Source organism: Micromonospora sp. DT43, from assembly GCF_049841645.1.
Classification (GTDB): domain Bacteria; phylum Actinomycetota; class Actinomycetes; order Mycobacteriales; family Micromonosporaceae; genus Micromonospora.
On the sequence record NZ_JBNCKR010000006.1, the window covers coordinates 54,287 to 81,213 of the forward strand.

Consider the following 26,927-nt stretch of genomic DNA (forward strand, 5'->3'; position numbering starts at 1 on the left):
GAGGACCTGCGACATGACCACATGGGCTCGACTGCGGACACACACCCGGCGCCTGACCGGTGCCGCCGCCCTTCTAGCGGTGGCCACGGCGGCCACTCCGATCGCAGCCCCACCCGCGGTCCCCCGCGTCGCCACCGCCGACGAGTTGACCGCCGGCGAGAACTACCTGCACGCCTACATGGACAAGATCAAAGCGCCCGGCCTGGCGTACGCGGTCGTCCGCGGCGACGAGGTGCTCAGCCGGGGCGCATGGGGTCTCGACGGCGACGGCCGGCCGATCACGACACAGACGCCGTTCCTGCTCGGGTCGACGAGCAAGTCGTTCACCGCGCTGGCGGTGGCGCAACTGGCCGAGGCCGGCCGCGTCGACCTCGACACCCCGGCGTCCACCTACCTCCCGTGGCTGCGCCTCGGTGACGCGCAGACCGCCCGGACGGTCACCATCCGCCACCTTCTCACCCACACCAGCGGACTCCCGCAGGTGTGGAGCACCACCCTGACCGACCGGTACGACAACCGCCCCGGCGGCCTGACCCAGTCCGTGCGTGACCTCGCCACCCTGCGGCCCACCACCGCTGTCGGGCAGACCTATCAGTACAGCGACGCCAACTACATGATTCTCGGCGCGCTCGTCGAGAACGTCAGCGGCGACACCTTCGGCGCATACCTGCGCCGACACGTGCTCGACCCCCTGCGGATGACGCACTCCGCAGGCTCCGCCGACGAGGCCCACGCCATCGGCATTCCGGCCGGGCACCGCTACTACCTCGGTCGGCCACAGCGCTTCGCTGCGCCTTTCGACACCGCCGGAGTGCCTTACGGCTTCCTCGCCGCCAGCCTCGACGACCTGTCCCACTACGCCATCGCACAGCTGGGCGGCGGCCGTTACGGCGACACCCGGATCCTCGGCCCTGACAGCACCCGACAGATGCACACCGGGACCGTGGCCACCGGTCACGGCACCTACGGGTTCGGCTGGAAGAACAGCACCCTCGACGGCATCGGCATCCGCATGGTCTGGCACGCCGGCGCGACCCCCGACTACTTCACCCACATCGTGCTGGCCCCCGACGCGAACCTCGCCGTGATCATCATGACCAACGTCTACGGCCTGCCGATGGACGCCCAACTCAGCGCCGGGGCGTTCAACCTCACCCGCATCCTGCACGGCGGCGCACCCACGTCCGTCAGCGCTGACCCCACCCACTCCCGGGTCCTGGCCGGGCTGGCCGCTGTCACCGCGCTGCTGCTCACCGCCCTGGCCCACTCCTGGATCGGCCTGGTCCGCGGCCGGCGGCAGAGCATCACCCGGCGCGCCCGAACACTCGCCGGCACCGCCGCCCAGGTGGCGGCGTGCGCCACCGTGGCGGCCTGCGCCGCCTGGCTGGTGCCGTCCTTCTGGAAGGGCGCCGGACTCGTCAAACTCCAGTTGTGGGCACCAGACATCGGACACGGCATCACGGTCGTCATCGCCCTGGCCGCCGTTCTCGCGCTGACCCGACTGGGCATGGGTGTGTACGCCGTGCTCCCCCATGGACCGTCCTCGCCGACACGAACGACCGACATTCCCGTGCACCCCGAGCAACGAGGCAACTGAAACGCCACCCGGGTGGGGCTCGCCCTACGCGGACCCCACCCCGGCCCGTCACCGCTGGTGATGACGCGGCAACGCCGCCTGACCCGCCGCGCCCCCCACGAAGGACGCCCCCGGCGTCTCCGCCGCGATCCGGTCCATCGTGCGCGCCAACTGCTCACTGCCGTCGTCGAGATGCCGCGCCGCCGCCTGCATGTGCGACACCATCATCTCCCCGAAGATCCGCAACGCCTCCCGCGTCGCCACCGTGTCGTCGAAGCTCGACCCGGCCGAACTGCGGTACTCCGCCACCGCCCGCTCAGCCTCCTGCTTCGCCTCCTCCGCCGCCGCCCGCATGTAACTCTCGTACTGCACCCGGGCGTACTCGGCGACCCGCCGCGCGTAGTCGTGCGCCTGCGCGATGATCTGCTCGGCCTCCCGCTGCGCCGCCGACAGCAGATTCACCTCCTTGGCCGCCGGCACCTTCGCCGCCGCCCCCGCGCTCGGAATCACCCCGTGCCGGTGCAACTCCACCCGGTCGGTGAGCCGCTCGTTCTCCGCCCGCAGGTTCGCGATCTGCGTCGCCAACAGATCCAACTCGTCGGCCACCTGCACCCGGAACCGATCCACATCGGCGTTGTCGTAACCACGCCGCGCGAACGGCGCCGTCCCGAACTCCCACCGCCGAACCCGGTCGGAGGTCATCCGCACCTGCACACCACCGGACACCTGCATACCGTCGTACCGGCTGATCGGGGTCGCGCTCACCGCTCACGCCTCTCGTTCGCCACAGCGGGGCCCGTGCGCCCCTCACTCGACTGCTGAACCGCCGTACGCCACGCCGGGCCGTACCACTGCGTGCCCAGACCCTCGTGGTGCACCTGACCTTCGTGATAGCCCGCGCGGGCCAACGTCTGCACCGCGTGCGACACCATCTCGTCCGACCCGCACACGTACACGTGCCGCGAACGCCAGTCACCATCGGCCAACGCCCGGTCCACGGCCTGCACGAACTCACCCGGCCGGTGCACGTCCGCGCCCACCACGTACGTCACCGTCAACCACGCAAAAGACGACGCCAACTTGTCGATCGCGTCGCTGTCGTAGAACTCGCTGGGCGAGCGCGCACCCACATACAGGTCCACGCGACGACGGGAACCCTCCGCGGCGACCTGCTCCACCAACGCCTTCACCGGCGCCCAGCCGGTACCCGACGCCAGCAGCAACAGATCGCTGGAACCCGCCGCCCACAACCCCAGGCGCTCCCCCACCGGCGCGGCCAGATGCACACGGTCCCCCACCGCCGACCCGTACACCAGCCGCGACGACACCGCGCCCCCCGGAGCGGCCCGCACATGCAACTCCAGCGTGCCGTCCGCGCGCGGCGCGTTCGCCGGCGAGTAGTACCGCCACGACCGCACCGACGGATGCGACACCCCGATCGACTGACCCGGCGTGAACGGCAACAGGTACTGCGGGCGCACCGTCAACACCGCCACGTCGAACGCCCGCCGCTCATGGGCCACGATCTCCGCCACCCACCACGGTGGGTTCACCGCCTCCGCGGCCTGCGCCGCCTCCATCATGACCTGCGCGATCAGCCCGTACGCCGCCGCCCAGTCCTGGGCCAGCTCATCGGTCCACTGCTCGGCGAGGAAGTGTTGCAACGTCGCCAACAGCGCCTCACCGACCGCCGGATAGTGCTCCGCGCGGACCGCGAACTTCCGGTGATCCGCGCCCAGGTCCTGCAGGAAACCCACCAGCCGATCGACCTGGTCCACATGGGACACGATGTGCCCCAACGCGGTGACCAGGCGGTCCCGCTGCCCCGCCATGTTCGTGGGGAACATCTGCCGCGTCTCGGGATGCGCCAGAAACAACGTCGAATAGAAGTAGAGCGGCACCTCGTCGCCGTGCCCGGCGACGAGGGACCAACTCTGCTTGAGTCGGGCCGCGTCCACGCTCAGACGCCCGGACGCTCTCCGGCGGCCACCACCTGGTCCTGCACCTGCGCCAGCACCGCCCGCACGTCGTCCCGCACATCGGCCGGAACACCCAACTCGGACAGCGTCGCGATCAGGTACTCACCCACCTTGGTGTAGTGCGCCACCGGAATGCCCAACGGCTGGTGCGCCTCGGCCAACCCGCGACCCGTGTACTCGTTCGGGCCGCCCAACACCACCGTCAACATCAACGCCAGGTGCCGACGCTGACCCGCCATGTCCACAGTGGCGAAGTAACCCGCCAACTCTGCGTCGGCGAGCACCTTGTCGTAGAACAGCTCCACGGCCGCCTTCACCGAACTCGCACCGCCGATGCGGTCGTAATTCGAGGGGGGAGCGGTCTCTTCCGTAACCGTCACGGTCGTTCCTTCCGGGGTGACAGGTCGCGCGCGCGGTGACGCGCAGGGGCAACGGCCACCGACGGCACACCGTCAAGCCACGGCGGCACACCGGGGACCGTGACGGACCATAGCGTGCCCACGACCTCCGGTCAGGGCCCCCCTATCGGTTTCCCGACAGTTGACGCACACGCACCGTCACCACCAACAACCCGATGATCCACCCACCGCAACCAGGAGACAACCCACAGTGTCCACAGTGGAACCGACGACCCGGACAACCGGAACCCGCGCCCAACAACCTGACCCACAGTCATCAGACGGCCGCAACCAAAATTGTCACAGACGTCGATGGGCCGGGCACCGACAGTCGCGCCGCGCCACTCAGCCCGCGCGCCGCCGCGCCCGCCGCGCCGCCAACTCGTCACCCACCGGATCCGACGCGGACCCCACCACCGGCTCCGCCGGGCCGCTCACCGCCGGCTCCGCCGGCAGATGCGACAACGACCCCTGAATCTCCTTGAACGCCCCACCGATCGCGATCCCGAAGACGCCCTGCCCACCCTGCAACAGGTCGACCACCTCCTCCGGAGACCGACACTCGTACACAGTCGTCCCATCGGAGATCAACGTGATCCCGGCCAGATCCTCCACACCCCGCGACCGCAACGCCTCGATCGCCTTACGGATGTTCTGCAGGGACACCCCCGCGTCCAACAACCGCTTCACGACCTTCAACACCACCAGATCGCGGAACGAGTACAAGCGAGACGTCCCCGAACCCGACGCGTCCCGCACACTCGGCACCACAAGCGTCGTCCGCGCCCAGTAATCCAACTGCCGATAACTGATGCCCACCGCGTGGCACGCCGTCACACCGCGGTAACCCACCGAGCCGTCACTCTCAGTCGCCGCACCCGGCGACACCACACCCGACTCGCCCACCTGTGTACCCGGATCGGAATCCTGCGGCTCGTGCATCCGGACAACCTCCCCGTCAGTGCGGCGACGCGCCGTTTCCTCCGACGCGCACCCCTCGACACGGCAACCCTAACGCCACCGTCAGGGGTTACCACGGAGGAACCGACGCGACACGCCGCGCAGCCACCGAGAAAGATCACCAACCAGCGCCGACGTCACCCCACCGTGACACCAGCACGGACCGAGCCACTCAGCCCGCGAAATCCTCCGGACGCACCTGCTCCAGGAACTCGCGGAACTTCTCCACCTCGTCCTCCTGCTCATCGGGGATAACGATCCCCGCCTCACTGAGGACCTGCTCCGCACAACGAATCGGCGCACCGACCCGCAACGCCAACGCGATCGAATCGCTCGGCCGCGCCGACACCCGCACCCCATCGCCGATCAACAGATCCGCGTAGAAGACATTCTCCTTGAGCTCGGTGATCTCCACCGCCTGCAACGGCGCCTGCAACGCCGCCAACACATCCCGCAACAGATCATGCGTCAACGGACGAGCCGGCTTGACCCCCTGCTGCTCATAAGCGATAGCCGTGGCCTCGACCGCGCCGATCCAGATCGGCAGATAGCGGTCGCCCTCGACCTCCCTGAGCAGGACGATCGGCTGGTTGCTGGGCAGCTCCACCCGAACTCCGACCACGCTCAGCTCGCGCACCGCCGCCTCCGTGTCGTTGTCACCTACGCCGCACCGCGCCCTTCCCTGCACGGTACACGGACCGCAACACGGCCGTCGTATGCGCTACAGCACCACGCCCGCGCCAGAAAGGGGTTACCCCGGCAAGCCTACGGCACGCTTCGGAGAAGAGATCTTTCCGCTCCACCGCCACCTGCCGGGCACCCTCACCGACCCAACGTCGACCGCAGCCCCACCCGCACCAACGCCGCGTGCAACTGCTCCGACAACGCCACCAACTCCCGCGCCGTCTCCGCCGCCCGCGCCCGCGCCGCCGGATCACTCTGCCGCGCCAACGGCGCCACCAACTGCGCGAACAACCCGACCTCACGATCGGCCGCACTCCGGTAACCCCGCAGATGCCGCGGCTCCAACCCGTACGCCGCCAAACCCGCCACCGCCGACGCGATGATCAACGCATCCGCGTCATACCACCCCGGCGGATCCGACACCAGCACACCGAGCCGCTCCAACTCCACCAGAGTCGACTCGTCGATCCCACTACGGGCCACCAGCTCAGCCCGGCCGAGCCGCACCTGCGACGACTCGGCCGGCTCCGCCGACTCCCGACCCGGCACCGCACCATCGGGCCCCACCGCGACCAACGCCGGCCGCGACCGCTCCGGCTGCTCACCGGACGAATCCCACTGCGCCAACTGCTCACGGATCACCCGCAACGGCAGATACCGGTCCCGCTGCGCGGTCAACACGAACCGCAACCGCGCCACATCATCCCAGCTGTACTTCCGGTAACCCGCCGCCGTCCGCTGCGGCTCCACCAGCCCCTCGGCCTCAAGAAACCGCAGCTTCGAAATGGTCGTGTCCGGGAAATCAACCCGCAACTGACCCAGCACCTCACCGATGCTCATCAGCGGCTGGGACCGGGCCGCCCCGGGTGGCGTGGAGGCCGCAGGCTCGTTCACCCCCGGCCGGCCTCCTCCTCCGGGCGCGGACCGGCGATGAACACCACCCGGAACTTACCGATCTGAACCTCGTCACCATTGCTCAACGTGGCCGCCTCAACCCGCTCACGATTCACGTACGTGCCATTCAGGCTACCCACGTCCCGCACCGTGAACGTCCCACCATCACGGTGGAACTCCGCGTGCCGGCGCGACACCGTCACATCGTCGAGGAAGATGTCACTGTCCGGGTGCCGGCCACTTGTCGTCACATCGTGGTCCAACAGGAACCGGGCACCCGCATTCGGACCGCGACGAACCACCAGCAACGCCATACCCGGCGGCAACGAACCGGACATCCGGCTCGGCACCACATCGGTGTCCGGCCCTTCCAGCACTTCGTCGAGCGAGCCGAGATTGAGCGTCGAGGTGACGTCGAGCGGGGGGAACTCGTCGTCTGGGCGCGTCATGGGACCACCTCACGGATCTGTTCGGTCGGCGTCGGGTAATGGCGGGTCTGGCCGCCGGGCGATCGTTCACCCGGCGGCTGGCTCCCCGTGCCCGGGAAGGCAATTCCGCAACGCTCAACTAATGGGTTCTTCTCGGTCGACTGGGCGAGCCTAGCCAGCGCCGAAATGCAGGGCAACCGGACGCGCGCAGACATCCCGCACACCGGATCAAGCACACTCAGCCTTCGGTGATCTTCTGGTACGCGCCCGCCGTCAGCAACCCGTCCGTCGCCGTCGGATCGTTCGGAGTGATCTCCACCAACCAACCCGCACCGTACGGATCCGTGTTGATCAGCTCAGGAGTGTCACCCAACGCGTCGTTACGCGCCGCCACCGTACCCGCCACCGGCGCGTAGATCTCCGACACACTCTTGGTCGACTCGATCTCGCCCAACGAGTCACCGGCCGCGACGACCGCACCCGCCTCCGGCAACTGCACATACACGATGTCACCCAACGCGTCCTGCGCGAAGTGCGTAATGCCGACCCGGATCGAACCGGTACCGTCACCCGCCACCCACTCATGCTCGGCGGTGTATCGCAGATCCTCGGGTATCACCAGACGCGTCCTCATCCATCGGTGCACCGGACCACCCGGGCCCGGCGCGGCCGCGCCGGCCAGGAGACCGGACGGGCGTGTTCCTACTTGGTCGGCACGTGCAGCGCCGAAACCTCGGCAACCTCACGCTCCCCAAACGTCACGTTACCGCCGTCACCCCGGACCGTCGCGACCACCCCACCAGGAATGTTCAAGGCCGTACGCATCGTCGCCGGATCACCGATCACCGTGATCGTGAACGGCCCCGTCAACCGACGCCCCTCCACCATCAACGACCCGTTGTCCCCATCGAGGAAGTACGTCGATGCGATCACCCGCACCGTCGCCCGGTCACCACCGGAGATCTGCATCGCCTCCGCGCCCGCGCCCCGCAACTCCTGCACGGCGTCCAACACCCGGTCCGCCGTGATCGGCTTGACCCCGTTGCTGGTGAACTCCACAGTCAACCCCGGCCCCACCGCCGGCAACGTACCCGCCAGAATCCCCAGCTCGTCCGCCCGACGGGTCGCCTCGTCCAACGCCGCCTGCCGACCCTGCGCACCCGAGGCCAACTGCCGCTGACTGTCCTCCAGCGCCCGAATGTCCTGCTGAAGACGATTCTCACGCGCATCCAGATCCGACAGGATCCGCACCAGGTCCTCCTGGCGCGTCGCCCCCAACGTCGGATCCGCCGACGTCGTCCGCAACTGCACCACCAGGGTGAACCCCAGCAACGCCAACAACGCCGCGATCATCAAACCCGCCGCGCTGAACCGCGACCGACCCGCAGCCACCGGCGCCGCCGACTCCACGACCGGCTCGTCCACCGACGCACCCGCCCGCGACACCGCGCTCAGGTCCACCGTCGCACCGTCATCGGCCGGCACCACCTCAGGCTCCGCACCCGGTGACTCCGGCTCCTCGGCAGGACCGCTCGGCGCCAACGGACTCAACTCGTCCGGATCCGGCGCGTCCGGCCGCGGATCCGGTTCACCCGCCGGCCCACCCGGTCGCGCCGGCCCCGCCGGCTGCGGCCAACCCGTCCCCGTCTCCGCCTGCTCGTCGCTCATCGCTGTCAAACCTACGCCCGGAACAGGTGCCGACGGATCGCCGCCACATTTCCGAAGATCCGCACACCCAGAACGACGACCACACCGGTGGACAACTGCCCGCCCACCCCCAACTGGTCACCCAGGTACACGATCAGGCCAGCCACCAGCACGTTCGAGATGAACGACACCACGAACTGCTTGTCGTCGAAGATGCGGTCCAACTTCGCCCGGACCCCACCGAACACCGCGTCCAACGCGGCGACCACCGCGATCGGCAGGTACGGCTGCAACGCCGCAGGCACCGTGGGATCAAGCCACACGCCCAGCACCACACCGGCGAGCAACGCCAGCACCGCGATCATCCGCCACCTCCGGAAGGGCTAGCGGTCCCCGGCGAACCCGACGACCCAGGACTGCCGGACCGGACACCCGACCCAGAAGGGCTCGGACTGACCGACGGCTTGGCGTAGCGTAGCTGCGGCTCCGGAGCCGCCGGCAGGGCGAGGTCCTCCGCCTTACGCACACCGAACGACAGGCCGGTCTTCTGCGCGACCTCCCGCATCACCGCAGCGCTCCGGCTGTCCTCGAACTTGCGCCGCATCGACCCCGGCCCGATCGCCGACACCTCGTACGGCCCCGTCACCGGACGGAAATCCACCAGGATCGCCTCACCCGCCGTACGGATCGTCGACGTCGACGTCAACCGCTGACCGTTGATCGAGATCGCCTCCGCACCGGCGCTCCACAACGCGTTCGCCACACCCTGCAGATCGCTGTACAGAACCTGCGACGGCCCCGCGCCCTTGCCGGTCACCGCGTCCGCGTTGCCCGGGCCGTCCGCCAGGCGCACCACCACACCGTCACCGCGCACCCGACCCAGCCCGGTGACCGCCTCCAGGTCCCGCAGGCGCGCCGCGGTCGGCCCGCCCAACGCCGCGTCCCGCTGCCGGCTGACCTCCTCGCGCAGCTGGTCCGCGCGCGTCGACAACCGGTCGGTCTGGCTCTCCCGCTCCTTGATCTGCGCCACCAACCCGGAGCGCGCCTGGGCACGCCCCGGCTCGTCCGCCATCGTCTGGCGATACGCCACCGCGAACAGGAAACCCAGCACCACCACCACGACCAGGCCGACCGCCCGAGCCGGCCAACCCCGGGACTCGTCCGGCGACGACGCCACCCGCCGGCGCGCGGCCGCCGCGTCGGCGTACCCCGGGTCCAGGGGATTGCGGAACAGCTCGGTGAGGAAGTCCGGGGCGTACACCCGATCCGGGCGGGGACGCTCCGGCGGCCTCGCGCTCACGCGGCCGCTCCCGCGCCGCGCGCCGCGCGGACCAGCCGCGACGCCTGCACCACGTACATCGCGCCGGCCACCCAGTAGAGCACCAGCCCCCACCACGCCAAACCCCAGCCGATCGCGGCCGTCGCCGTCGCCGCCGCGCTCCACTCGGTGGCCAACAGCAGCACCGGGAACGCCGCGAGCAGCAGGAAGGTGGCGGTCTTGCCCATGTAGTGCACCGGCGGTGGCCCGTACCCGTAGCGGCGCAGCACCGCCAGCGAGCCGAGCAGCAGCACCTCGCGGGCCAGCAGTGCCGCCGTGAACTGCCACGGCACCACCTCCCGGGCGGTGAAGGCGAGCAGCGTGGCGAGGATGTACAGCCGGTCGGCGAGGGGGTCGAGCAGCTCCCCGAGCCGGCTCACCTGACGCAGCCGGCGGGCGATCCAGCCGTCGACCCAGTCGGTGGTGCCGCCGATGGCCAACACCACCACCGCCGCCACGTCCGCGCGGGCCACCAGGAACAGATAGAGGAACAGGGGTACGCCCAGCAGGCGCCCGAAGCTGATCAGGTTGGGCAGGGTGAGGACCTGGTCACCGGGAGCCTGGTCACCGGTGTCCCGCGGATGCTCTGCCCGAGCCGGCCGACGCGACACCGAACCTCCTCCACCGCACGCCCCGACGCCAGACCGAGATCGGGCGCGGCGGAGGTCGTACGCGCTGTCGGGCCGGCAACCGCCGGCGCCCCTGCGGCCCCGGGACGGGACCTCTGCTCTGATGCGGCCCGCGATCGTGGTGATCGCGGGCCGGTTGAGTGCGCTGCCACTATATCGGGCCACCCCCGTGCGCCCCGGTCGCCGCCGCGTCCTGTTGGTGCGGTGCTGTCGCTTTGTGGCGTGGATCACCACGTGTAAGTCGTCCTAGGACGCTAGTCGAGAGGGGTGACGGATCAGGCCGTCTGCACCGCCTGGTCCACCTGCTGTTCCGGCACCGTCTGCGTCGCCGCCCGGCCGAAGGCGAGCAACGACAGCAACAGATCGTGCTGCATCCGTGGCGGCATCCTGTCCAGCACGGCCTGCACCGCGCGCTGCCGCCGCTCCGCCAACTCCCCCAGCAGGGTCAGGGCGGCGGACGTCAGCACCAACCGCACCTCCCGCCGGTCGCGCGGGTCCGCCACCCGGCGCAACAGCCCGGTCGCCTCCAGCCGGTCGCAGAGGCGGCTGGCCGAGGAGGGCACCACGTCCAGCAGCTCCGCCAGGCCGTTGACGTTGGTCTCCCGCCGGCCGTTGATGAGCATCAGCACCCGCAGCTGGGTCGGTGGCACCTGATGCCGCGACGCCACCGAGTCGAGCACGGCGATCAGCGTCTCGGCGGCCGCGTCGATCGCCGAGGCGAGATCCGCCTGTCGCTCCACCCGCTGTCCCCTGCCGTCGTCGCGCTGGTGCCCGCCCGGCACGACCCCGGCGACCCTCATCCGCCGTCGCGCTCACGCGGACCATGCCAGTCCAGGCAGACGACGACGGCGTCGTCGCGCAAATCCGAGTCCGCGTGGTAGACGTGCAGTTCGCGCATCACCGTACCAACCGCCTCGGTCGCCGGCTGCAAGCGCGTGGCCCGCAGGGAACGGGCCATCATCCGCTGCCCGTACGGCTCCCGCCCCGCCGGCTCGGCCGCCCACACCCCGTCGCTGACGACGAACACGCGGTCACCCGGGGCGAGCGGAAACTCCTGCACCTCGTAGCGGGTCTCGGCGAACATGCCCAGCGGCAGCTGCTGCTCCAGCTTCATCGGCTCGACTGTCGCGCCCCGCATCCGCAGCAGATGCGGCGAACCGGCGTCGACCGCCCGCACCCGCCCCGTGTGGATGTCCAGCTCCAGCAGCAACGTGGCCACGTGCCGACGGCCCCGGTGCTGGTAGTAGACCGTGTCCGAGGCCAGCTCCGCCTGCTCCACGAGGCCACCGCCGGAGCGGCGGGCGTTGCGCATCGCGTTCACGGTGACCGCCGTCAGCAGCGACGCGGCCAGGCCACTGCCCTCGCCGTTGAGCACCGTCAGGGTGAGCCGGTCCCCGTCCAACGACCAGTCGAAGTGGTCGCCACCCACGGTGTACGCCGGTTCCAGCTGCCCGGCCAGGTGAAAGGCGCGGTGCGCCACGCTGCGACCGGGCAGCAGGTCCCACTGCATCTCGGCGGCCATGCTGAGTCGCTCCCGGCGACGGGCCCGCCGATAGCGGTCGGTCTCCCGGTCCGCCGCCCGCATCGCCACCGCCAGGTCGCCGGCGATGTCGGTGGCGCGGCCGGTGACCTCCGGGCCCGGCACGGTCGGCAGCTCGATGAGCAGCACACCCAGCCGCTCCCCCCACACCGTCAGCGGCAGGTAGAGGCGGCACGCGCCGTCCTCGAGCCCGTCGCGCACCGGCTGCTGGCTGGAGAAGCAGCGCTGCGCCACGGTGTGCCGGGCCAGAGCTCCGGCCGCCGGCAGGTCCGGATCCAGCACCGGCCAGAGCCCGCTGATCCGGTAGTCGGCGACGAACACGTCGGTGCGCAACGCGCCCAACGCCGCCCGGATCGCCCGGTCCGCCGCCTCCGCCAACTGGTCGGGCGCGGCCTCACGCAGCGCGCGCGACACCCCGTCCGGCGCGTCCACCATGGTTGGTCGTCCCTCCAGAAGCTTGCTACAGGGCAAGCATCATACGGACGACGCCGGACAACCCGTCGCCGCGGGTCAGCCGGCACCCCGCGCCGCGAGGACGCCGTGGACGGCGCCCGGCACGTCGGCGGGCGAGCCGCCACCGGTGCACCGGGACGATCCCGACCTGCGGTATCGCTCCGCCGCGCCGCCACGCCCGCGATACTGGCCCGGCGGGAGGTGCACGGTGAACTCGGCGGACAGCGCGGCGGTGGTGGTCGGCGTGGACGGCTCGGAGCCGTCCCTGCGCGCGGTGCGCCTGGCCGCCGCCGAGGCCGTGCGCCGGCACCGGCCGCTGCGGGTGGTGCACGGGTTCGTCTGGCCGCTGCTGCACGTGCCCGTCTCCCCCGCGCCCGACGCCCCGCCCGGCGCCGGACTGCGCCAGCGGGCCCAGGAACTGGTCCGCGCCGCGGTGGCCGAGGCCGAGGCGACCGCACCCGGCCTGACGGTCTCCGGCGAGATCATCGACGGCGAGGCGTCCGCGGTGCTCGTGGGCGAGTCCCCCACCGCCGCGCTCGTCGTCCTCGGCGACCGCGGGCTCGGTGGCTTCTCCACGCTTGTCGTCGGCTCGGTCGCGGTGCAGGTCTGCGCGTACGCCGACTGCCCGGTGCTGGTCGCCCGCGGCGACCAGCGGCCCGACGAACCGGTGGTGGTGGCGATGGACGGCTCGGCGGCGTCCCGGCTGGCAGCCGAGTTCGCCGCGGAGACCGCGCTGACGCGCGGCGTGCCGCTGCGCGCCGTGCACGCCTACCGCCACCCCGGCAGCAGCGGCCCCGGTGACATGCAACCCCTGGTGTACGACGAGGCGCAGCTGCACGGCGAGCAGGAACGGATGCTCACCGGCTGGCTGGACGGGCTGACCGAGCGCCACCCGGGACTGCGGCTGACCTGGCGGGCGACGCACGGCCGCGCCGGCGCGGTCCTCGCGGAGGCGTCGGGCACCGCCCAACTGATCGTCGTCGGGGGGCAGGGGCGCGGCGAGGTGACCGGGTTGCTGCTGGGGTCGGTGAGCCAGTCGGTGCTGCACCACGCCCGCTGCCCGGTCGCCGTGGTCCGCTGGCCCCGCTGACCCCGGGGTTGTACCGCCGCCAGACGGGTAGACGGCCGCGGTACGCCAACGGCGACGAAGGAGGCAGCAGATGCCAGGACCACGGCCGGGCAGCAACGCGTACGACAAGCAGCGCGCGCGGATGCGCAACGCTATCGACGATTCCGGACGCCGGGTACCCGACGGCAAGGCCAACCAGGTCGCGAACCGGATCCTGCAGGAGGATCGCGGCCAACGGGGTGTCGTCCGCGGCGAGCGCACCTACGGCCCCAAGAGTGAACGCGAACCGGGCGACCCGAAGTGAGGGCGGTCGACCTGGCCGACGGCGCCATCGCGGGCGCCGTCGGCAGCACCGCGCTCAACGTGGTCGGCTTCCTGGACATCGCCCTGCGGGCACGACCGGCGAGCAGCACGCCGGAGCAGACCGTCGACAGGCTCGCCGGCATCGCGCACGTGGACCTGGGGTCGGGGCCCCGGGCGGCGAACCGCCGCTCGGGGCTCGGTGCCCTGGTCGGCTACGGGCTGGGCATCGCCGCCGGCGTGGCGTTCGCCGCCTACGCCGGTGGTCGGCGTCAGCCCTTGCCGCTGGCGACCGGCCTGCTCGGCGCCGGCGTGATGGCGATGACCGACGGGTCCATCACCGTGCTGGGCATCAGCGACCCGCGCACCTGGCGGCGCTCCGACTGGATCTCCGACATCATCCCGCACCTGGCGTACGGTCTGACGGCCGCCGCCACCTGGAACAGGTTGCGGCGGCCGTCCGATCGCTGACGTTAGGAGCGGGTGTCGCTGTCGTCCTCGGCGACCGGCTCACCCGCCGGGCCGTACGGCGACACCTGCCCCCTGGGCACCGGCCGGCCGGCGTCGCCGCGCGACGTGCCACTGTTGCGTGGGTGCCCGGTCGGCTGGGGCCCCTTGCTGTCCTGACTCGTCGCTCCCTTGGCGTTACGCCGGAACTCCTCCTGCTGCGGGTTGACCACGAGCGTCTCCTCCCGGTACGGCAGTCGGCATCGACCGCCTCCAGCGGCGGCATACCCGCCCGAACCGGTGCCATTCCGGTCCCGGCCCGCCTCGGAAGGGCTAGCCGGGCCCGGGGCGGGTACCCGTGCGGTGTGGGTGACGATCGAGCGGTGGTGCGGGTCCTGCTGGACCGGCGCCGCCACACGTACGCGGAGGAGGCCGGCATCCGGCTGTCCGACCGCCCCGGTCCGCTGTACCAGCTGCTGGTGCTGGCCACCCTGCTGAGCACACGGATCCGGGCGTGCGTGGCGATCGACGCCGCGCGGGAGCTGTTCGCGGCCGGCTACCGCACACCGCAGGCGATGGAGGCCGCGAGCTGGCAACAACGGGTCGACGCGCTGGGCCGCGGTCACTACCGCCGCTACGACGAGCGCACCGCCACCATGCTCGGCACCGGTGCCCGCCTGTGTCTGGACCGCTGGCACGGCGACCTCCGGCGGCTGCACCGCGACGCCCAGGGCGACCCGGCCGGGCTTCGTCGACGACTCACCGAATTCCCCGGCATCGGACCCACCGGCGCGGACATCTACCTGCGCGAGGCACAGACGGTGTGGTCCGACCTCCGCCCGTACGCCGACCGTCGCGCCCTCGCCGGCGCGAAGCGGCTGGGCCTGCCGGGCTCACCGGACCGGCTGGCCGGGTTGGTCGACGAACCGGACTTCGGTCGGCTCGCCTCGGCGCTGGTGCGGGTGGCGCTCGGCGAGGAGTCCGCCGGCGAGGTCACCCGCGTCGCCGCCGGGTGAGGCGTTCACTTGACGGTCTTGTCACCCGGTCGGGTCAGGTGCCACACGCCGAGCGCGGCGAGCAGCGCCAGGATGATCACCCCGCCGGAGATGCCACGGCCCTCCTCGGGGCTGCGGCCGGCGCTGCCGAAGTAGATCACCGCGAGGCCGGCGAGCACGGTGACGAACGTACGCAAACCTCGGTCCTTCACCTACCGCACGGTAGGCAGCGGGCAACCACGGCGGGTCTTTTCGGGCGTCCTGTCCCCCGTCCGGGCGACACGGTCAGTGGTCCGGAACGAAGCCGCGCAGCCGCACCCGCCGCACGGCCCGGTCGGCGACCTCCACCACCTCCATGGTCAGGCCGGGCAACCGCACCGTCTCGCCCGGTTCTCCCGGCAGGTGACCCAACCGTGCCAGCACCAGCCCGGCCACCGTCGTGTACTCCCGCGACAGCGGGAAGCTCAGTCGCACCCCCAGATCGGGCAGGTCGTGCAGGGGGAAGTCGCCGGGCACCAGCAGCGACCCGTCCCGTTCCCGGATCACGCCGCGCACATCGCGGTCGGTTTCGTCGTACAGCTCGCCGACGACCTCGGCCAGCAGATCCTCAAGCGTGACGATGCCGTCGATGCCGCCGTGCTCGTCGACGACGAGGGCCAGTTGCTGGTGTTCCTGGCGCAGCCGGCGCAGCGCGTCGGCCACCGGCAGGGTGACCGGCAGCAGCAACGGCGACCGGACCCGCTCCCCCACCGTCCCGGCACCGGCCCGCACCAGGTCGCGGATGTGCACCACGCCGAGCACCTCGTCCAGACCGCCGGGGCCGGTCACCGGGGCACGGGACCGGCCCGCGCCGGCCAGTCGGCGTACCCCCTCGTCGGCGGGCAGGTCGGTCGGCAGCGTGGTCACCTCCCGGCGGGCCACCAGGATCTCCCGCAGCGTCCGACCGGCGATGTCGAACGCCCCGGTCAGGATCTCCCGCTGCTGCGCCGACAGGCCCCGCTGACTGACAAGCATCTCCCGCAGCTCCTCCTCGGTCATCTCCTCCCGGCTGGCCCGGGGGTCCCCGCCGGCCAGCCGGACCACCCTGTCGGTCGCCCAACTGAGCAGCCACACCGCCGGACGCGACACCCGGGCGAGCAGGTCCAGCGGCCCGGCGCTGAGCAGCGCCCACCGCTCGGCGCGCTGCATGGCCAGCCGCTTGGGCGCCAGCTCGCCCAGCACCAGCGTGACGAAGGTCAGCGCCACCGTCACCAGCAGCACCGCGGCCGGGCGGGCCGCCGCGCCGAGGAAGCCCAACGGAGCGACAAGCGGCTGCGCCAGCGACACCGCCGCGGCCGCCGAGGCGAGGAACCCGGCCAGGGTGATGCCGAGCTGGATGGTTCCCAGGTAGCGGTTCGGGTCGCGGGAGAGCCGGACCAGCCGCTCACCGGCGCGGGTGCGCCGACCCAACCGCCGCAGCTGCCCCTCCCGCAACGTCACCAGCGCCATCTCGCTGCCGGACAGCGCGGCGTTGACAAGCACCAGCACGGCCACCAGCGCCACCTGCCCCAGCTGACCGCCCACCGCGCACCCCCGTTGACCACCTCAGGTCACCTAACCGCAGCGTGCCCGGCTCCGGGTCCGGTTTCCGGCCGTCCGGGCCCTCAGTCGACCTCCAGGTCGTCAAGCGAGATGGCGTGGGTCATCAACCACCGGGCCAGCGCCGACATGCCGAACAGCCAGAGCGGCACCGACTCGGTGGGACCGTTTGTCGCGTAGATGGCGAACCGCAGGTCCGGCGCTCGGTACGCCTCGATCCGCCACCGGTGCTGCCGGTCCCGCCAGACCGCCGAAGGGTCCATGGCGTCACCGTAGGTGACCGTCGACGGTCGGGGGGCCGGTTAGCCCGGCACCGGGGATCAGCCCGGCACCACCGCGACGCCGAGCAGCGCACGCGCGGCGGACACCAGGGCGGCGATGCCGAGCCCGGCGAGCAGCAACCAACCGACACCGCGCCACCCCGAGCCGCGATCGGGCGGCGGCTCCGAGGGTGGTCTCCACATCTCGCGGTACGACCAGGCCAGCACGCCCACCCCGAACGGGAGGAGCCCGATCCAGAACCAGAACCAGCGGGTGCCGACCAACGGTGGGGCGCCCCCGACGAGCCGGACCAGCCACAGCAGGGTCACCGCGCCGGCGAGCAGCCCGGCCGTCTCGGCGATCCGATGCGCGGCAACGCCGCTGGTTTGCCACGGGTCCGCCACCGCTGCGAGTCGCGCGTCCGACCCGGCGGGTTGCTCCGTCGACTCCGGCCCGCCGGGGTCCGCCTGCTCCTCGGGTGGCTCGACGAAGGCGTACCGGACCTGGCCGCTCGGCACGCTCCAGGCGAGCATGCCGCCCCGCGTGTCGTACCGGGGCTGCGGGCGGCTGCCCCAGTACGCGTCGTCGTCGACCCAGCCCGACGCCCGTTGGAAGGTCACCACCCGGCCGGCCGCCAGATCCCGGTCAAGCTGCGCCGCTGTCGCCTCACGTGGCGCTACCCACCAGGCCAGCGAGGCCCACAGCACCCACAGCACCGGCAACGCCCACCGCAACGCGACCGGGACGAGGCCCCGCCACCGGCCGCCGGACGGCCGCGTTGGGGCCGGAGACAGCTCGATCATCCCCCCACCATGGCAGCCGGACGCACTCCCGTCAGCCCCGAGAACGCCGCGACCGGGCCGCGCGTCGCACGCTCAGGTGACGACGATCCGGGCGTCGTCGGGCAGGCGGCGGGTGGCGCCACGCCGGTCCAGCAGTTCCAGCAGCGGGACCGCCACCCGGCGGGTGGTGTCCAACGCCTGCCGGGCCGCCGACAGGGTGAACGGCTGGGGCAGCCCGGCCAGCACGGGCACCGCCGCGTCGAGCGCGTCGGGCAGCAGCACCACGCTGTCGGCCAGCCGCAGCAGCGCGCCGGCGCGTACCGCCGCACCGATCTCCCGGGGGCCCAGGCCCAGGTCGACGAGGCGGTCCGCCTCGGGGGCGCGGAACGGCCGGTCGGCGTACTCGGCGCGCAGCCGCCGCACGGCCCGTGCCACCGGCTCCGGGAGGGTGTCGACGGCGGCCGTTCCAATCCGGCCACCGTGGACCCGCAGCGGCGGGCGGATCAGCGCCTCGACAAGCGCCCGGTCGGGCAGGGCGAGGCGTTGTCGCAGCGCGTCCACGGGCATGCCCGGCTCCAACGGGTGCTCCCGGGCGTAGCGGCCGACCTCCTCGGTGAGCTGCACGCCGAGCCGCTGCCAGTGCGCCGGGTCGGCCAGCCAGTCACCGGCCACCGGCGTGGCCTGCACCGGCACACCCATCCGCCGCAGCGCGCCGACCCGGACGAGCCGACGGCGGCGCAGCTCACCGGCCAGGTCGGGGCTACCGTCGAGGCCGGCCAGGACCGTCGCGCGGGCGGCGGCCGCACCTCGACGTGACAGCGGCGGCGGCGCCACGTCGAGGACCCGCACACCGCCGGCCACGTGGTGTCGGCCGGGGTCACGCAGCAGCGCCCGGTCGCCGACCAGCAGCGGCAACGGGCGGGCCAGCCGCAGCCGGACGGTGTCCGCGCCGAGCGGTCGTACGCGCACCGGCACCGCCGCCGACCCCACGTGCAGGGTGAGGGTGGCGGGCAGGTCGGCGGCCGGGTCGCCGGTGAGCCGTACGTCGATGACGTCGGTGCGGTGGAACCGGCCCGGGGTGAGCAGCGCGTCGCCGCGGCCGAGCCGGTCGCGGGGCGTACCGCGCAGGTTGACCGCGACCCGCGCCACGGCGGTCGCCTCGGGGCGGGCCTCGCCAAGGGAGTGCAGGCCGCGAACGCGCACCGTCTCGTCGGCCCCGGCCAACTCCAACTCGTCGCCGACGCGCACCCGGCCGGCGCCCAGGGTGCCGGTGACGACGGTGCCGCTGCCTCGCACGGTGAAACTGCGGTCCACCCAGAGACGCACCGGAGCGTCCACGGTGGGGGCGGGCAGCCGGGCGGCGAGCCGGTCCAGCGCGGTGCGCAACTCCGGCAGGCCGGCGCCGGTCAGTCCACTGACGGCCACCGTCTCCACCGCGCCGAGGCTGCTCGCCGCGATCTCCGCGCGGGCGTGTTCCGCCGCCGGCGCGGGGTCGGCCAGGTCCGCGCGGGTCACCACCAGCAGTCCGTGCCCGACGCCGAGCGCGTCGAGCGCGGCGAGGTGCTCGGCGGACTGTGGCATCCACCCCTCGTCGGCGGCGACCACGAGCAACGCGGCCGGCACCGGGCCGACCCCCGCGAGCATGTTCGGCACGAACCGTTCGTGCCCGGGCACGTCGACGAAGGCGATGGTGGCGCCGGACGGCAGCGTCGTCCAGGCGAACCCCAGGTCGATGGTCATGCCCCGGCGGCGTTCCTCGGCCCACCGGTCGGGTTCCATCCCGGTCAACGCCCGGACCAGTGTCGACTTGCCGTGGTCGACGTGCCCGGCGGTGGCGACGACGAACATGCTCAGTCGTCTCCGGGAACGCGCAGCACCGCCGCCAGGACCGCCTCGTCGGCGTCGACGGGAACACAGCGCAGGTCGAGCAGGAGCCGGCCCCGCACCACCCGGCCGAGCACCGGTTGGTCCCCGGTGCGTAGTGGCACGGCGTACCGCTCGGGCAGGCTCAGCGCCCACGAGTCCAACTCGACGCCGGGGCCGCCGCCGCCGCCGACCACGGCGACCGCCGGGACGACCTCCGCCTTGCGGCCGTCCGCGCCGAGCCGGTCCCGCAGCAGCTCCACCCGGCGGCGCAGGGCGGCCGGGTCGGCGTGCAGCGCGGCCCGCGTCGGGGTGTCCGGGCGGTGCAGGGTGGCGGCCAGCGCGGCCAGGGTCAGCTTGTCCACACGCAGCGCCCGGGCCAGCGGGTGGCGGCGCAGCCGTTCGACGAGGGCGGCGTCGCCGAGCAGCAGACCGGCCTGGGGGCCGCCGAGCAGTTTGTCGCCGCTCGCGGTGACGAGCGTCGCGCCGGCGCGCAGGGCGCCGGCGGCGTCCGGTTCGTCGGGCAGCAGCGGGTCCGGCGCGAGCAGCCCGGAGCCGATGTCGGCGACCACAGGCACGGCGAGCGTGGCCAGTTGGCGTACCGGCGTGGCCGAGGTGAAGCCGGTGATCTGGAAGTTCGACGGGTGCACCTTGAGCACGAACCCGGTCTGCGGGCCGACGGCAGCGGCGTAGTCGTCGAGCGTGGTGCGGTTGGTGGTGCCCACCTCGCGTAGGCGGGCGCCGGTGCTCTCCAGCAGGTCCGGCAGGCGGAAACCGTCACCGATCTCGACCAGTTCGCCGCGGCTGACCACGATCTCCCGACCGGCGGCCAGCGCGGTGGCGGCCAGTACCAGCGCGGCGGCACCGTTGTTGACCACGTGCACGGCGGCGGCGTCCGGCACGGCGGCGGCCAGCGCGTCGAGCGCGTCCCGGCCGCGACGCGCCCGCCGGCCCGTGCGCAGGTCCAGCTCGACGTCGGTGTGCCCGGTGGCCGCCACGACCGCGGCCACGGCGGTGGGTGACAGCGGCGCCCGGCCCAGATTGGTGTGCAGCACGACGCCTGTGGCGTTGAGCACCGTGCGGGGACCCGAGGCGGGCAGTCCGGCGAGTGCCGCGTCGCGGACCTCGTCGGGCTCGATCTCACCGCGGCGGGCCCGCTCCTGCGCCTGGACGACGGCGGCCTTGACCCGGTCCCGGCCGAGGGTCGCGACGGCCGCGGCCAGACTCGGGTCGGCGAGCAGCGTGTCGGTGCGGGGCACCCGACGTCGCGGGTCCACGCTGCCGTCGCCCATCACGTCACTCCTGCCGCCGTTGGCGGAGACGGACGGGAATCGAACCCGCCTGGCCCGGGTCCCGGACCACACCGGTTTTGAAGACCGGGAGGGGCACCAGCCGCCTGAACGCCTCCGTCGCACATTCGATCACAACGCCGGAGCCGCCGCTCAGTCAGCCGCCGGATCCACCCCGGTCCGCCGCGCGTTCACCCGCTCGCGTTGCGGCACCATCGTGTAGCGCGGATCCCGCGCCGACGCGACACCGCCGTAGAAGATGCCGAACCGGGTGGCCACCGACGCGCCCAGCAACGCAGCTCCCGACATCGCGCCCGCCGCCCGACTGCGCCGCCCGAGCAGCGCCCCGGCCACACCGGCGACGGTCAACAGCCGACCGGCGCGCAGCAGCCGACCGGGCCGCCCCGACCGGTAGGGCTCGCTGAGCAACCCCAGGCGCGTCTCCACGCGGTGCGCGCCGAACAGTTCCAGGGCCGCACCGGCCACCGCCATCCGGCGGGCCGGCCCGGCCTGCGCCGGCGGCGCGGCGAGCAGCCCCACCGCGGCGCCGCTGGCCAGCGCGCTGCCCGCGAAGATGACAGGCAACTCGGGGTACGCCTCATGCCACGACGGCACCGCCGTGTCGGCGAGCAGCACCCCCGTGTACGTGGCCAGCGCCGGCGCGGTGGCGGCGGCGACGAGCCCGGCGGCGTGCCCGGCCGGCGGCAGTGCCCGGCCGACCAACCCGAGCAGCCCTCGTCGGGGCAGCCAGCCGGCGGCCTCGGCGACCGCCGCCACCCCGGCGGCCGGCCCGAACGCGGTGAGGATCCAGGTGCCCACCGACATGGGCGAGGTCGGCTTGGCCACCCGCAGCATGTGGTGGAACCGCTCCGGGCGGCCCAGGTCCCGGATCAGGAAGACGGCGCTGGCGCTGACGGCGCCCAGCGCGGTGACCCGGCCGGCGCGGCGCAGCACCGGCCGGCCGGTGAGCTGCCCTCCCGCGCCGAGCAGCGACGAGCCGGCGGCCAGCCCACCGGTGAACAGGTACGCGGCGATGTCCCACTTCCAGACCGGCGCCTTGAGGACGGGCCGGCCGTAGTACGAGGTGAACTCGGCCTCCGGGACCCGCAGCTCCTCGCCGCCGCCACCACGGCGACCGCCCCGACGACGGGGCCGCCGGCTGTCCGGTCCGCTGGTCCCGGCCCGGCTGCCGTTGCCGGTGCGCGACGCCAGGCCGGTCGCGGCGTCGACCGGGCCACTGCTCGTCGGGGCATCGTGGCCGGTAGGCGTCGGCAGCGGTGGGCCGTCTGCGGCCAGCCGGTCGCGGAAACGGCGGAACCGGTCGCCCACCTCAAGGCGGCGTGCGCTCACGAGGATCCTCCGACGACGAACGCGGCGACGGTCGCCGCCGTCATGGCCAGCGCGGCGAGGCCGGCACGTTTCCACATCGCCGGCAGGTCCCGGGTCGTCACGATCGGATCCGGTGGCAGCCCGTACACCTCCGGCTCGTCCAACAGCAGGAAGAACGCGCCATCACCACCGACGCCGTCGTTCGGGTCGTGCCCGTACAACCGCGCCTCGGGCACTCCATGCTCGTGGAGCTTCGCCACCCGCGCGGCGGCCCGCTCCCGCAACTCGTCCAGCTCGCCGTACTGGATCGACTCCGTCGGACACGCCTGCGCACACGCCGGCGTCATCCCCGCACCCAACCGGTCATAACACAGCGTGCACTTCCACGCCCGACCATCATCCTTACGCTGATCGATCACCCCGTACGGACACGCCGAAATGCAGTAACCACAGCCGTTGCAGATGTCCTCCTGCACCACCACCGTCCCGAACTCCGTCCGGAACAACGACCCAGTGGGACAGACGTCCAGGCAGGCCGCATGCGTGCAGTGCTTGCACACATCCGACATCATCAACCACCGAAAATCCGACCGCTGCTCCACACCCGTACCCCGCCCCGGAGGCTGCCCACCCGGCATCCCCAGGAACTGCGGGCCCGCGCCGCCGGTGGTCCCGGCCGCAGCGGTGGGGCCGTGGCCCGTGACGGGGTGTGCGCCGGGGTCGTGCGCGCCTACCGGGTCGCCGAGCACGTCGAGCCGGCCATCGTGGCCGGTGCCGGGCGGGGTGCCGTCGGGCCGGGTGCCGTTGGTCATGCGCGCGGCGGCCGACGGTGACCCGGGCGGCAGGCCCGGCTCGGTGCCGGTCGGGCCGGCGGTGCCGGCGGCGACCGCCGCCGACGCCGCGCTGACCGTCGCGCCTGTCGGTGTGCCCGCGAACGCCGCGCTGCCGTGCCCCGTCGGGCGCGGCTGCTCGATGAACGCGACGTGCCGCCACGAGTTCGCCGTCAACGCGCCGGTGTTGTCGTACGACATGCCCAGCAGATCCAGACCACTTCCCGGAACGCCGTTCCACTCCTTGCAGGCCACCTCGCACGCCTTGCACCCGATACACACGCTCGTGTCGGTGAAGAACCCCATCCGCGGCGGCGCGTTCGTGTAGCCGGCGTCCGGCGCCGGATCGAGCGGCCCGTAGAGGCTGTTCGGGTCAGGAACCATCGCGCCCCTCCACGTCCTGGTCGGTGGTGACGGCAGGCGCGTGTCCGCCCGGTGTGATCCCGGCGCGCCGCTGGTAGTCGGCGACCAGGTCGAGCAACGCCTTCCCGGTGGGCCGGCGGCCCGACCGGACGTCACAGGTACCGATCTTGCTCTCCTGGATGAGGACGTTGGGGTCGAGGGTGATGCCGAACAGGTCGTTGGCCGAGTCGCCGGTCACCAGACCCTCGAAACCGAAGTGGTACGGCAACCAGAGCTGGTGGATGATCCGACCGTCCACCCGCAGCGGAGTGAGCCGGTCGGTCACCAGCACCTTCGCCTCGATGACCGCGCGCCCGCTGATCAGGTGCGCCCACCCCAGATGCGCCAGACCGGCCTCGGCGGCCAACTCGGGTGACACCTCGACGAACATCTCCGGCTGCAGCTCGGCCAGCGGACGCACAGTGCGGCTCATCCCACCGGCGGTGTGGTGCTCGGTGAGCCGGCTGACAGTGAACACGTACGGGAAGACCTGGCTGTGCTCCTGCGGCGGGCTCGGGTTGACCGAGTTCACCGGGTGCGCGTACGACTTGCGGGTCGGGTTGGCCTGCTGCCGGTACAGCGGGTTACGCACCGGCGACTCCACCGGCTCGTAGTGCGTCGGCAGCGGGCCGTCCAGCACGCCACTGGGCGCGTACAGCCAGCCCTTGCCGTCGCCCTGCATGACGAACGGATCGTCACCGGCGATGCCCTCCGTACCGGACGCGCCGGCCGGCGGCCGGTACGACGGCGGTTTGGTCTTCTCGAAGTCCGGCACGTCGTAGCCGGTCCACTCGGCCTTCTCCGCGTCCCACCACACGTAGCGCTTGCGCTCGCTCCACGGGTTGCCGTCCGGGTCGGCCGAGGCACGGTTGTAGAGGATGCGGCGGTTCGCCGGCCAGGCCCAGCCCCACTCGGCGGCCACCCAGTCCTGCTCGTGTCGGGATTTGCGCCGGGCGGCCTGGTTGACGCCGTCTGCGTACACACCTGTGTAGATCCAGCAGCCGATCGCGGTGGAGCCGTCCGCACGGGCCTCGGCGAAACTGGACAGTGGACGCCCGGTCGTCACGTCGTACCCGTTGATCTCGCGAAGGACCGACTCGGCGCTCGGCTCCGCGTGCGGGCCGTGCGTGGGGTAGTCCCAGGTGAGGTCGAGCAGCGCCCGGTCGCGCGGCAGCGGCGAGGCGGCCAACTTCTCGCGCAGCCTGCGCCCGAGGTGGTAGAAGAACCACAGCTCGGAGCGGGCGTCGCCCGGCGGCTCGACGGCCTTCTCCCGCCACTGCAACAGGCGCTGCGTCTGGGTGAACGTGCCCTCCTTCTCCACGTGCGAGGCGGCGGGCAGGAAGAACACCTCGGTTCGGCACTCCTCGGGCACGATCTCGCCGGTGGCCACCTCGGGCCCGTTCTGCCAGAACGTCGCGCTCTCGATCATGAACAGGTCCCGGACGACAAGCCAGTCCAGGTTGGCCATGCCCAGGCGCTGCGCGCGCCCGTGCGCCGAGCCCACGGCAGGGTTCTGCCCGAGCAGGAAGTACCCCTTGATCTTCCCGTCGATCATGTTGAGCACCTGCTGGTAGGTGCCGTGGTCGCCGGTCAGTCGCGGCAGGTAGCCGTAGCAGTAGTCGTTCTCCGGTGTCGCCGCGTCACCCCAGTACGCCTTGAGCAAGCTGGCCGCGAACGACCGGGCGTTGCCCCAGAAGCCCTTCTGCCCGGGGTGCCGGATGCTGTCCACCCACTCGTCGAACGTGGGGTGGTCGGCGTGGTGCGGCATCGGCAGGTAGCCGGGCAGCAGGTTGAACAACGTCGGGATGTCCGTGGAGCCCTGGATGCTGGCGTGCCCGCGCAGGGCCATCACCCCGCCACCCGGGCGGCCCATGTTGCCCAGCAGCAACTGGATGATCGCCCCGGTACGGATGTACTGCACGCCCACGCTGTGCTGCGTCCAGCCCACCGAGTAGATCAGCATGCCGGTGCGGTCCCGGCCCGAGTTGGCCGTCCACGCCTGGGCCAGCTCCAGGAACTTGTCCTGCGGGATGCCGCAGACCCGCTCCACCATCTCCGGCGTGTAGCGGGAGAAGTGTCGCTTGAGGATCTGGTAGACGCAGCGCGGATGCTGCAACGTCTCGTCCCGCTGGGTCTGGCCGCCCACCGGCGCGCCGTGCGACTCGTGCTCCAGCCCGGCCGCGCTGTCGCGCTCCTTGGCCGTGTGCCCACTGCCGGAGGAGTCCTCGTTGCCCTCGTACTGCCAGCTGTCCTGGACGTAGGTGCCGGTCTCCGGGTCGAAGCCGGAGAAGAACCCGTCACCGTCCTCGGTGTCGCTGAACCGCTCACTGACGATCGTCGCCGCGTTGGTGTAGGCCAGCACGTACTCGCGGAAGTCCAGCTCGTTGTCGAGGATGTAGCGCACCACGCCGCCGAGCAGGGCGATGTCGGTGCCGGCACGGATCGGCAGGTACGCGTCCGCCACCGCGCTCGTCCGCGTGAACCGCGGATCGACGTGGAACACCTTCGCCCCACGGCGCTTGGCCTCCATCACCCACTGGAACCCCACCGGATGCGCTTCCGCCATGTTCGAACCCTGGATGACGATGACGTCAGCGTTGGCGATGTCCTGCTGGAAATCCGTCGCACCGCCACGACCGAAGCTGGCCCCCAGACCGGGGACGGTGGCGGAGTGTCAAATACGGGCCTGGTTCTCGATCTGCAACGCCCCCATCGCGGTGAACAACTTCTTGATGAGGTAGTTCTCCTCGTTGTCCAGCGTCGCCCCACCCAGACTGGCGAAACCCAGTGTCCGGTTGAGCGGCCGGCCCTGCTCGTCGGCGTCCTCCCAGGTCTGCTCGCGGGCGGCGAGCATCCGGTCGGCGATCATGTCGAGCGCGGTGTCGAGGTCCAGGTCCTCCCACTGCGTCGAGTACGGCCGCCGGTAGCGGACAGTCGTCTGCCGCAGCGGACTGGTCACCAGGCTCTTGCTCGCCGCGCCCTTCGGACACAACCGACCCCGCGAGATCGGACTGTCCGGATCACCCTCGATCTGCGTGACCTGCCCGTCGGCGACGTACACCCGCTGACCACACCCCACGGCGCAGTACGGGCAGACGGACCGGGCCACGCTCTCGGCGGCCTCGGTGCGAGCGGTCAGACCGGCCGAGCGCGCCGACTTGGCGGCAGCGCCCCGGCCCAACGGGTCGGTGCCGGTGAGCTGCCGATACACCGGCCAACCCTCGATGAACGTCCGCAGACCCATCCCCGACACCCCCTCCCACGCGAGCGACCCCA

Annotated in this window: 29 protein-coding genes and 1 tRNA gene; 5 read left to right on the top strand and 25 right to left on the bottom strand. The window is 72.2% G+C overall.

The window, feature by feature from the left end; all coding sequences use genetic code 11:
• The first annotated feature begins 13 nt into the window (after window positions 1-13).
• Window positions 14-1,597, top strand: a complete 1,584-nt coding sequence (locus ACLQ26_RS16445) for a serine hydrolase domain-containing protein (protein ID WP_425745243.1) — start codon at window positions 14-16, stop codon at window positions 1,595-1,597.
• Between the two features lie 48 nt (window positions 1,598-1,645).
• Here ACLQ26_RS16445 and ACLQ26_RS16450 read toward each other — a convergent pair whose 3' ends face one another.
• The 14 genes from ACLQ26_RS16450 to ACLQ26_RS16515 form a co-directional block, all read right to left on the bottom strand.
• Entirely contained in the window at window positions 1,646-2,341 is a 696-nt protein-coding gene (locus tag ACLQ26_RS16450) for a DivIVA domain-containing protein (protein ID WP_425745244.1), read from the bottom strand.
• Complete coding sequence (locus ACLQ26_RS16455) at window positions 2,338-3,534, bottom strand: globin domain-containing protein (protein ID WP_425745245.1); 1,197 nt, start codon at window positions 3,532-3,534, stop codon at window positions 2,338-2,340. The genes ACLQ26_RS16450 and ACLQ26_RS16455 overlap by 4 nt, the downstream gene beginning before the upstream one ends.
• A 2-nt stretch (window positions 3,535-3,536) precedes the next feature.
• Window positions 3,537-3,935, bottom strand: coding sequence for a group I truncated hemoglobin (locus ACLQ26_RS16460; protein ID WP_425745246.1), 399 nt, complete (start codon window positions 3,933-3,935; stop codon window positions 3,537-3,539).
• Window positions 3,936-4,298: 363 nt separating this feature from the next.
• A complete protein-coding gene (locus ACLQ26_RS16465) occupies window positions 4,299-4,895 on the bottom strand; it encodes a MerR family transcriptional regulator (RefSeq protein WP_425745247.1) in 597 nt (198 codons plus the stop codon).
• A gap of 190 nt (window positions 4,896-5,085) precedes the next feature.
• Window positions 5,086-5,550 (bottom strand): bifunctional nuclease family protein, encoded by a 465-nt coding sequence (locus ACLQ26_RS16470; RefSeq protein WP_007460347.1) that lies wholly within the window; start codon window positions 5,548-5,550, stop codon window positions 5,086-5,088.
• A gap of 185 nt (window positions 5,551-5,735) precedes the next feature.
• Window positions 5,736-6,437 (bottom strand): MerR family transcriptional regulator, encoded by a 702-nt coding sequence (locus tag ACLQ26_RS16475; protein ID WP_193376631.1) that lies wholly within the window; start codon window positions 6,435-6,437, stop codon window positions 5,736-5,738.
• Between the two features lie 50 nt (window positions 6,438-6,487).
• Window positions 6,488-6,940: an oxoglutarate dehydrogenase inhibitor Odhl gene (gene odhI, locus ACLQ26_RS16480; protein ID WP_007071101.1), complete on the bottom strand. Its 453-nt coding sequence runs from the start codon at window positions 6,938-6,940 to the stop codon at window positions 6,488-6,490.
• A 217-nt stretch (window positions 6,941-7,157) separates the two neighbouring features.
• The gene (gene gcvH, locus ACLQ26_RS16485) at window positions 7,158-7,538 is read right to left on the bottom strand and encodes a glycine cleavage system protein GcvH (RefSeq protein WP_363686170.1); all 381 of its coding nucleotides are present in this window, start codon (window positions 7,536-7,538) and stop codon (window positions 7,158-7,160) included.
• Between the two features lie 83 nt (window positions 7,539-7,621).
• Window positions 7,622-8,587 (bottom strand): DUF881 domain-containing protein, encoded by a 966-nt coding sequence (locus ACLQ26_RS16490; protein ID WP_425745248.1) that lies wholly within the window; start codon window positions 8,585-8,587, stop codon window positions 7,622-7,624.
• A gap of 11 nt (window positions 8,588-8,598) precedes the next feature.
• Window positions 8,599-8,931, bottom strand: coding sequence for a small basic family protein (locus tag ACLQ26_RS16495; RefSeq protein ID WP_007460356.1), 333 nt, complete (start codon window positions 8,929-8,931; stop codon window positions 8,599-8,601).
• Window positions 8,928-9,866: a DUF881 domain-containing protein gene (locus tag ACLQ26_RS16500; RefSeq protein ID WP_425745249.1), complete on the bottom strand. Its 939-nt coding sequence runs from the start codon at window positions 9,864-9,866 to the stop codon at window positions 8,928-8,930. Before ACLQ26_RS16500 ends, ACLQ26_RS16495 begins: the two co-directional genes overlap by 4 nt.
• A complete protein-coding gene (locus tag ACLQ26_RS16505; RefSeq protein ID WP_425745250.1) occupies window positions 9,863-10,495 on the bottom strand; it encodes a CDP-alcohol phosphatidyltransferase family protein in 633 nt (210 codons plus the stop codon). The genes ACLQ26_RS16500 and ACLQ26_RS16505 overlap by 4 nt, the downstream gene beginning before the upstream one ends.
• A 293-nt stretch (window positions 10,496-10,788) precedes the next feature.
• Window positions 10,789-11,253 carry a MarR family winged helix-turn-helix transcriptional regulator gene (locus tag ACLQ26_RS16510; protein ID WP_425745251.1) on the bottom strand — a complete coding sequence of 155 codons (465 nt, stop codon included), beginning with the start codon at window positions 11,251-11,253 and terminating at the stop codon, window positions 10,789-10,791.
• A 56-nt stretch (window positions 11,254-11,309) separates the two neighbouring features.
• Window positions 11,310-12,488 (bottom strand): PP2C family protein-serine/threonine phosphatase, encoded by a 1,179-nt coding sequence (locus ACLQ26_RS16515; protein WP_425745252.1) that lies wholly within the window; start codon window positions 12,486-12,488, stop codon window positions 11,310-11,312.
• A gap of 226 nt (window positions 12,489-12,714) precedes the next feature.
• Here ACLQ26_RS16515 and ACLQ26_RS16520 point away from each other — a divergent pair, with 226 nt between their 5' ends.
• From ACLQ26_RS16520 to ACLQ26_RS16530, 3 genes are all read left to right on the top strand, one after another.
• A complete protein-coding gene (locus tag ACLQ26_RS16520; protein ID WP_425745253.1) occupies window positions 12,715-13,596 on the top strand; it encodes a universal stress protein in 882 nt (293 codons plus the stop codon).
• A 70-nt stretch (window positions 13,597-13,666) separates the two neighbouring features.
• A complete protein-coding gene (locus ACLQ26_RS16525; protein ID WP_007460364.1) occupies window positions 13,667-13,879 on the top strand; it encodes a hypothetical protein in 213 nt (70 codons plus the stop codon).
• Window positions 13,876-14,346: a hypothetical protein gene (locus ACLQ26_RS16530; RefSeq protein WP_425745254.1), complete on the top strand. Its 471-nt coding sequence runs from the start codon at window positions 13,876-13,878 to the stop codon at window positions 14,344-14,346. The genes ACLQ26_RS16525 and ACLQ26_RS16530 overlap by 4 nt, the downstream gene beginning before the upstream one ends.
• Before the next feature lie 2 nt (window positions 14,347-14,348).
• On the opposite strand, the gene ACLQ26_RS16535 is transcribed toward ACLQ26_RS16530, so the two are convergent.
• Window positions 14,349-14,555: a hypothetical protein gene (locus ACLQ26_RS16535; RefSeq protein WP_425745255.1), complete on the bottom strand. Its 207-nt coding sequence runs from the start codon at window positions 14,553-14,555 to the stop codon at window positions 14,349-14,351.
• A gap of 132 nt (window positions 14,556-14,687) precedes the next feature.
• Here ACLQ26_RS16535 and ACLQ26_RS16540 point away from each other — a divergent pair, with 132 nt between their 5' ends.
• Window positions 14,688-15,338, top strand: coding sequence for a hypothetical protein (locus tag ACLQ26_RS16540; RefSeq protein WP_363685795.1), 651 nt, complete (start codon window positions 14,688-14,690; stop codon window positions 15,336-15,338).
• A gap of 5 nt (window positions 15,339-15,343) precedes the next feature.
• On the opposite strand, the gene ACLQ26_RS16545 is transcribed toward ACLQ26_RS16540, so the two are convergent.
• The 10 genes from ACLQ26_RS16545 to fdh form a co-directional block, all read right to left on the bottom strand.
• Entirely contained in the window at window positions 15,344-15,529 is a 186-nt protein-coding gene (locus tag ACLQ26_RS16545) for a hypothetical protein (RefSeq protein ID WP_363686189.1), read from the bottom strand.
• A 73-nt stretch (window positions 15,530-15,602) separates the two neighbouring features.
• Window positions 15,603-16,880, bottom strand: coding sequence for a hemolysin family protein (locus tag ACLQ26_RS16550; protein WP_425745256.1), 1,278 nt, complete (start codon window positions 16,878-16,880; stop codon window positions 15,603-15,605).
• A gap of 80 nt (window positions 16,881-16,960) precedes the next feature.
• Complete coding sequence (locus tag ACLQ26_RS16555) at window positions 16,961-17,158, bottom strand: hypothetical protein (RefSeq protein ID WP_030327722.1); 198 nt, start codon at window positions 17,156-17,158, stop codon at window positions 16,961-16,963.
• Window positions 17,159-17,215: 57 nt separating this feature from the next.
• Window positions 17,216-17,959, bottom strand: coding sequence for a hypothetical protein (locus ACLQ26_RS16560; RefSeq protein WP_425745257.1), 744 nt, complete (start codon window positions 17,957-17,959; stop codon window positions 17,216-17,218).
• Between the two features lie 72 nt (window positions 17,960-18,031).
• Entirely contained in the window at window positions 18,032-19,786 is a 1,755-nt protein-coding gene (gene selB, locus ACLQ26_RS16565; RefSeq protein WP_425745258.1) for a selenocysteine-specific translation elongation factor, read from the bottom strand.
• A 2-nt stretch (window positions 19,787-19,788) separates the two neighbouring features.
• A complete protein-coding gene (gene selA / locus ACLQ26_RS16570) occupies window positions 19,789-21,093 on the bottom strand; it encodes an L-seryl-tRNA(Sec) selenium transferase (protein WP_425745259.1) in 1,305 nt (434 codons plus the stop codon).
• A 20-nt stretch (window positions 21,094-21,113) separates the two neighbouring features.
• Window positions 21,114-21,209: transfer RNA gene (locus ACLQ26_RS16575), tRNA-Sec, on the bottom strand.
• Window positions 21,210-21,243: 34 nt separating this feature from the next.
• Window positions 21,244-22,440 carry an NrfD/PsrC family molybdoenzyme membrane anchor subunit gene (gene nrfD / locus ACLQ26_RS16580; RefSeq protein WP_425745260.1) on the bottom strand — a complete coding sequence of 399 codons (1,197 nt, stop codon included), beginning with the start codon at window positions 22,438-22,440 and terminating at the stop codon, window positions 21,244-21,246.
• Window positions 22,437-23,633, bottom strand: a complete 1,197-nt coding sequence (locus tag ACLQ26_RS16585) for a 4Fe-4S dicluster domain-containing protein (RefSeq protein ID WP_425745261.1) — start codon at window positions 23,631-23,633, stop codon at window positions 22,437-22,439. Before ACLQ26_RS16585 ends, nrfD begins: the two co-directional genes overlap by 4 nt.
• Window positions 23,623-26,895 (bottom strand): formate dehydrogenase, encoded by a 3,273-nt coding sequence (gene fdh, locus ACLQ26_RS16590; RefSeq protein ID WP_425745262.1) that lies wholly within the window; start codon window positions 26,893-26,895, stop codon window positions 23,623-23,625. The genes ACLQ26_RS16585 and fdh overlap by 11 nt, the downstream gene beginning before the upstream one ends.
• Window positions 26,896-26,927: the final 32 nt, after the last annotated feature.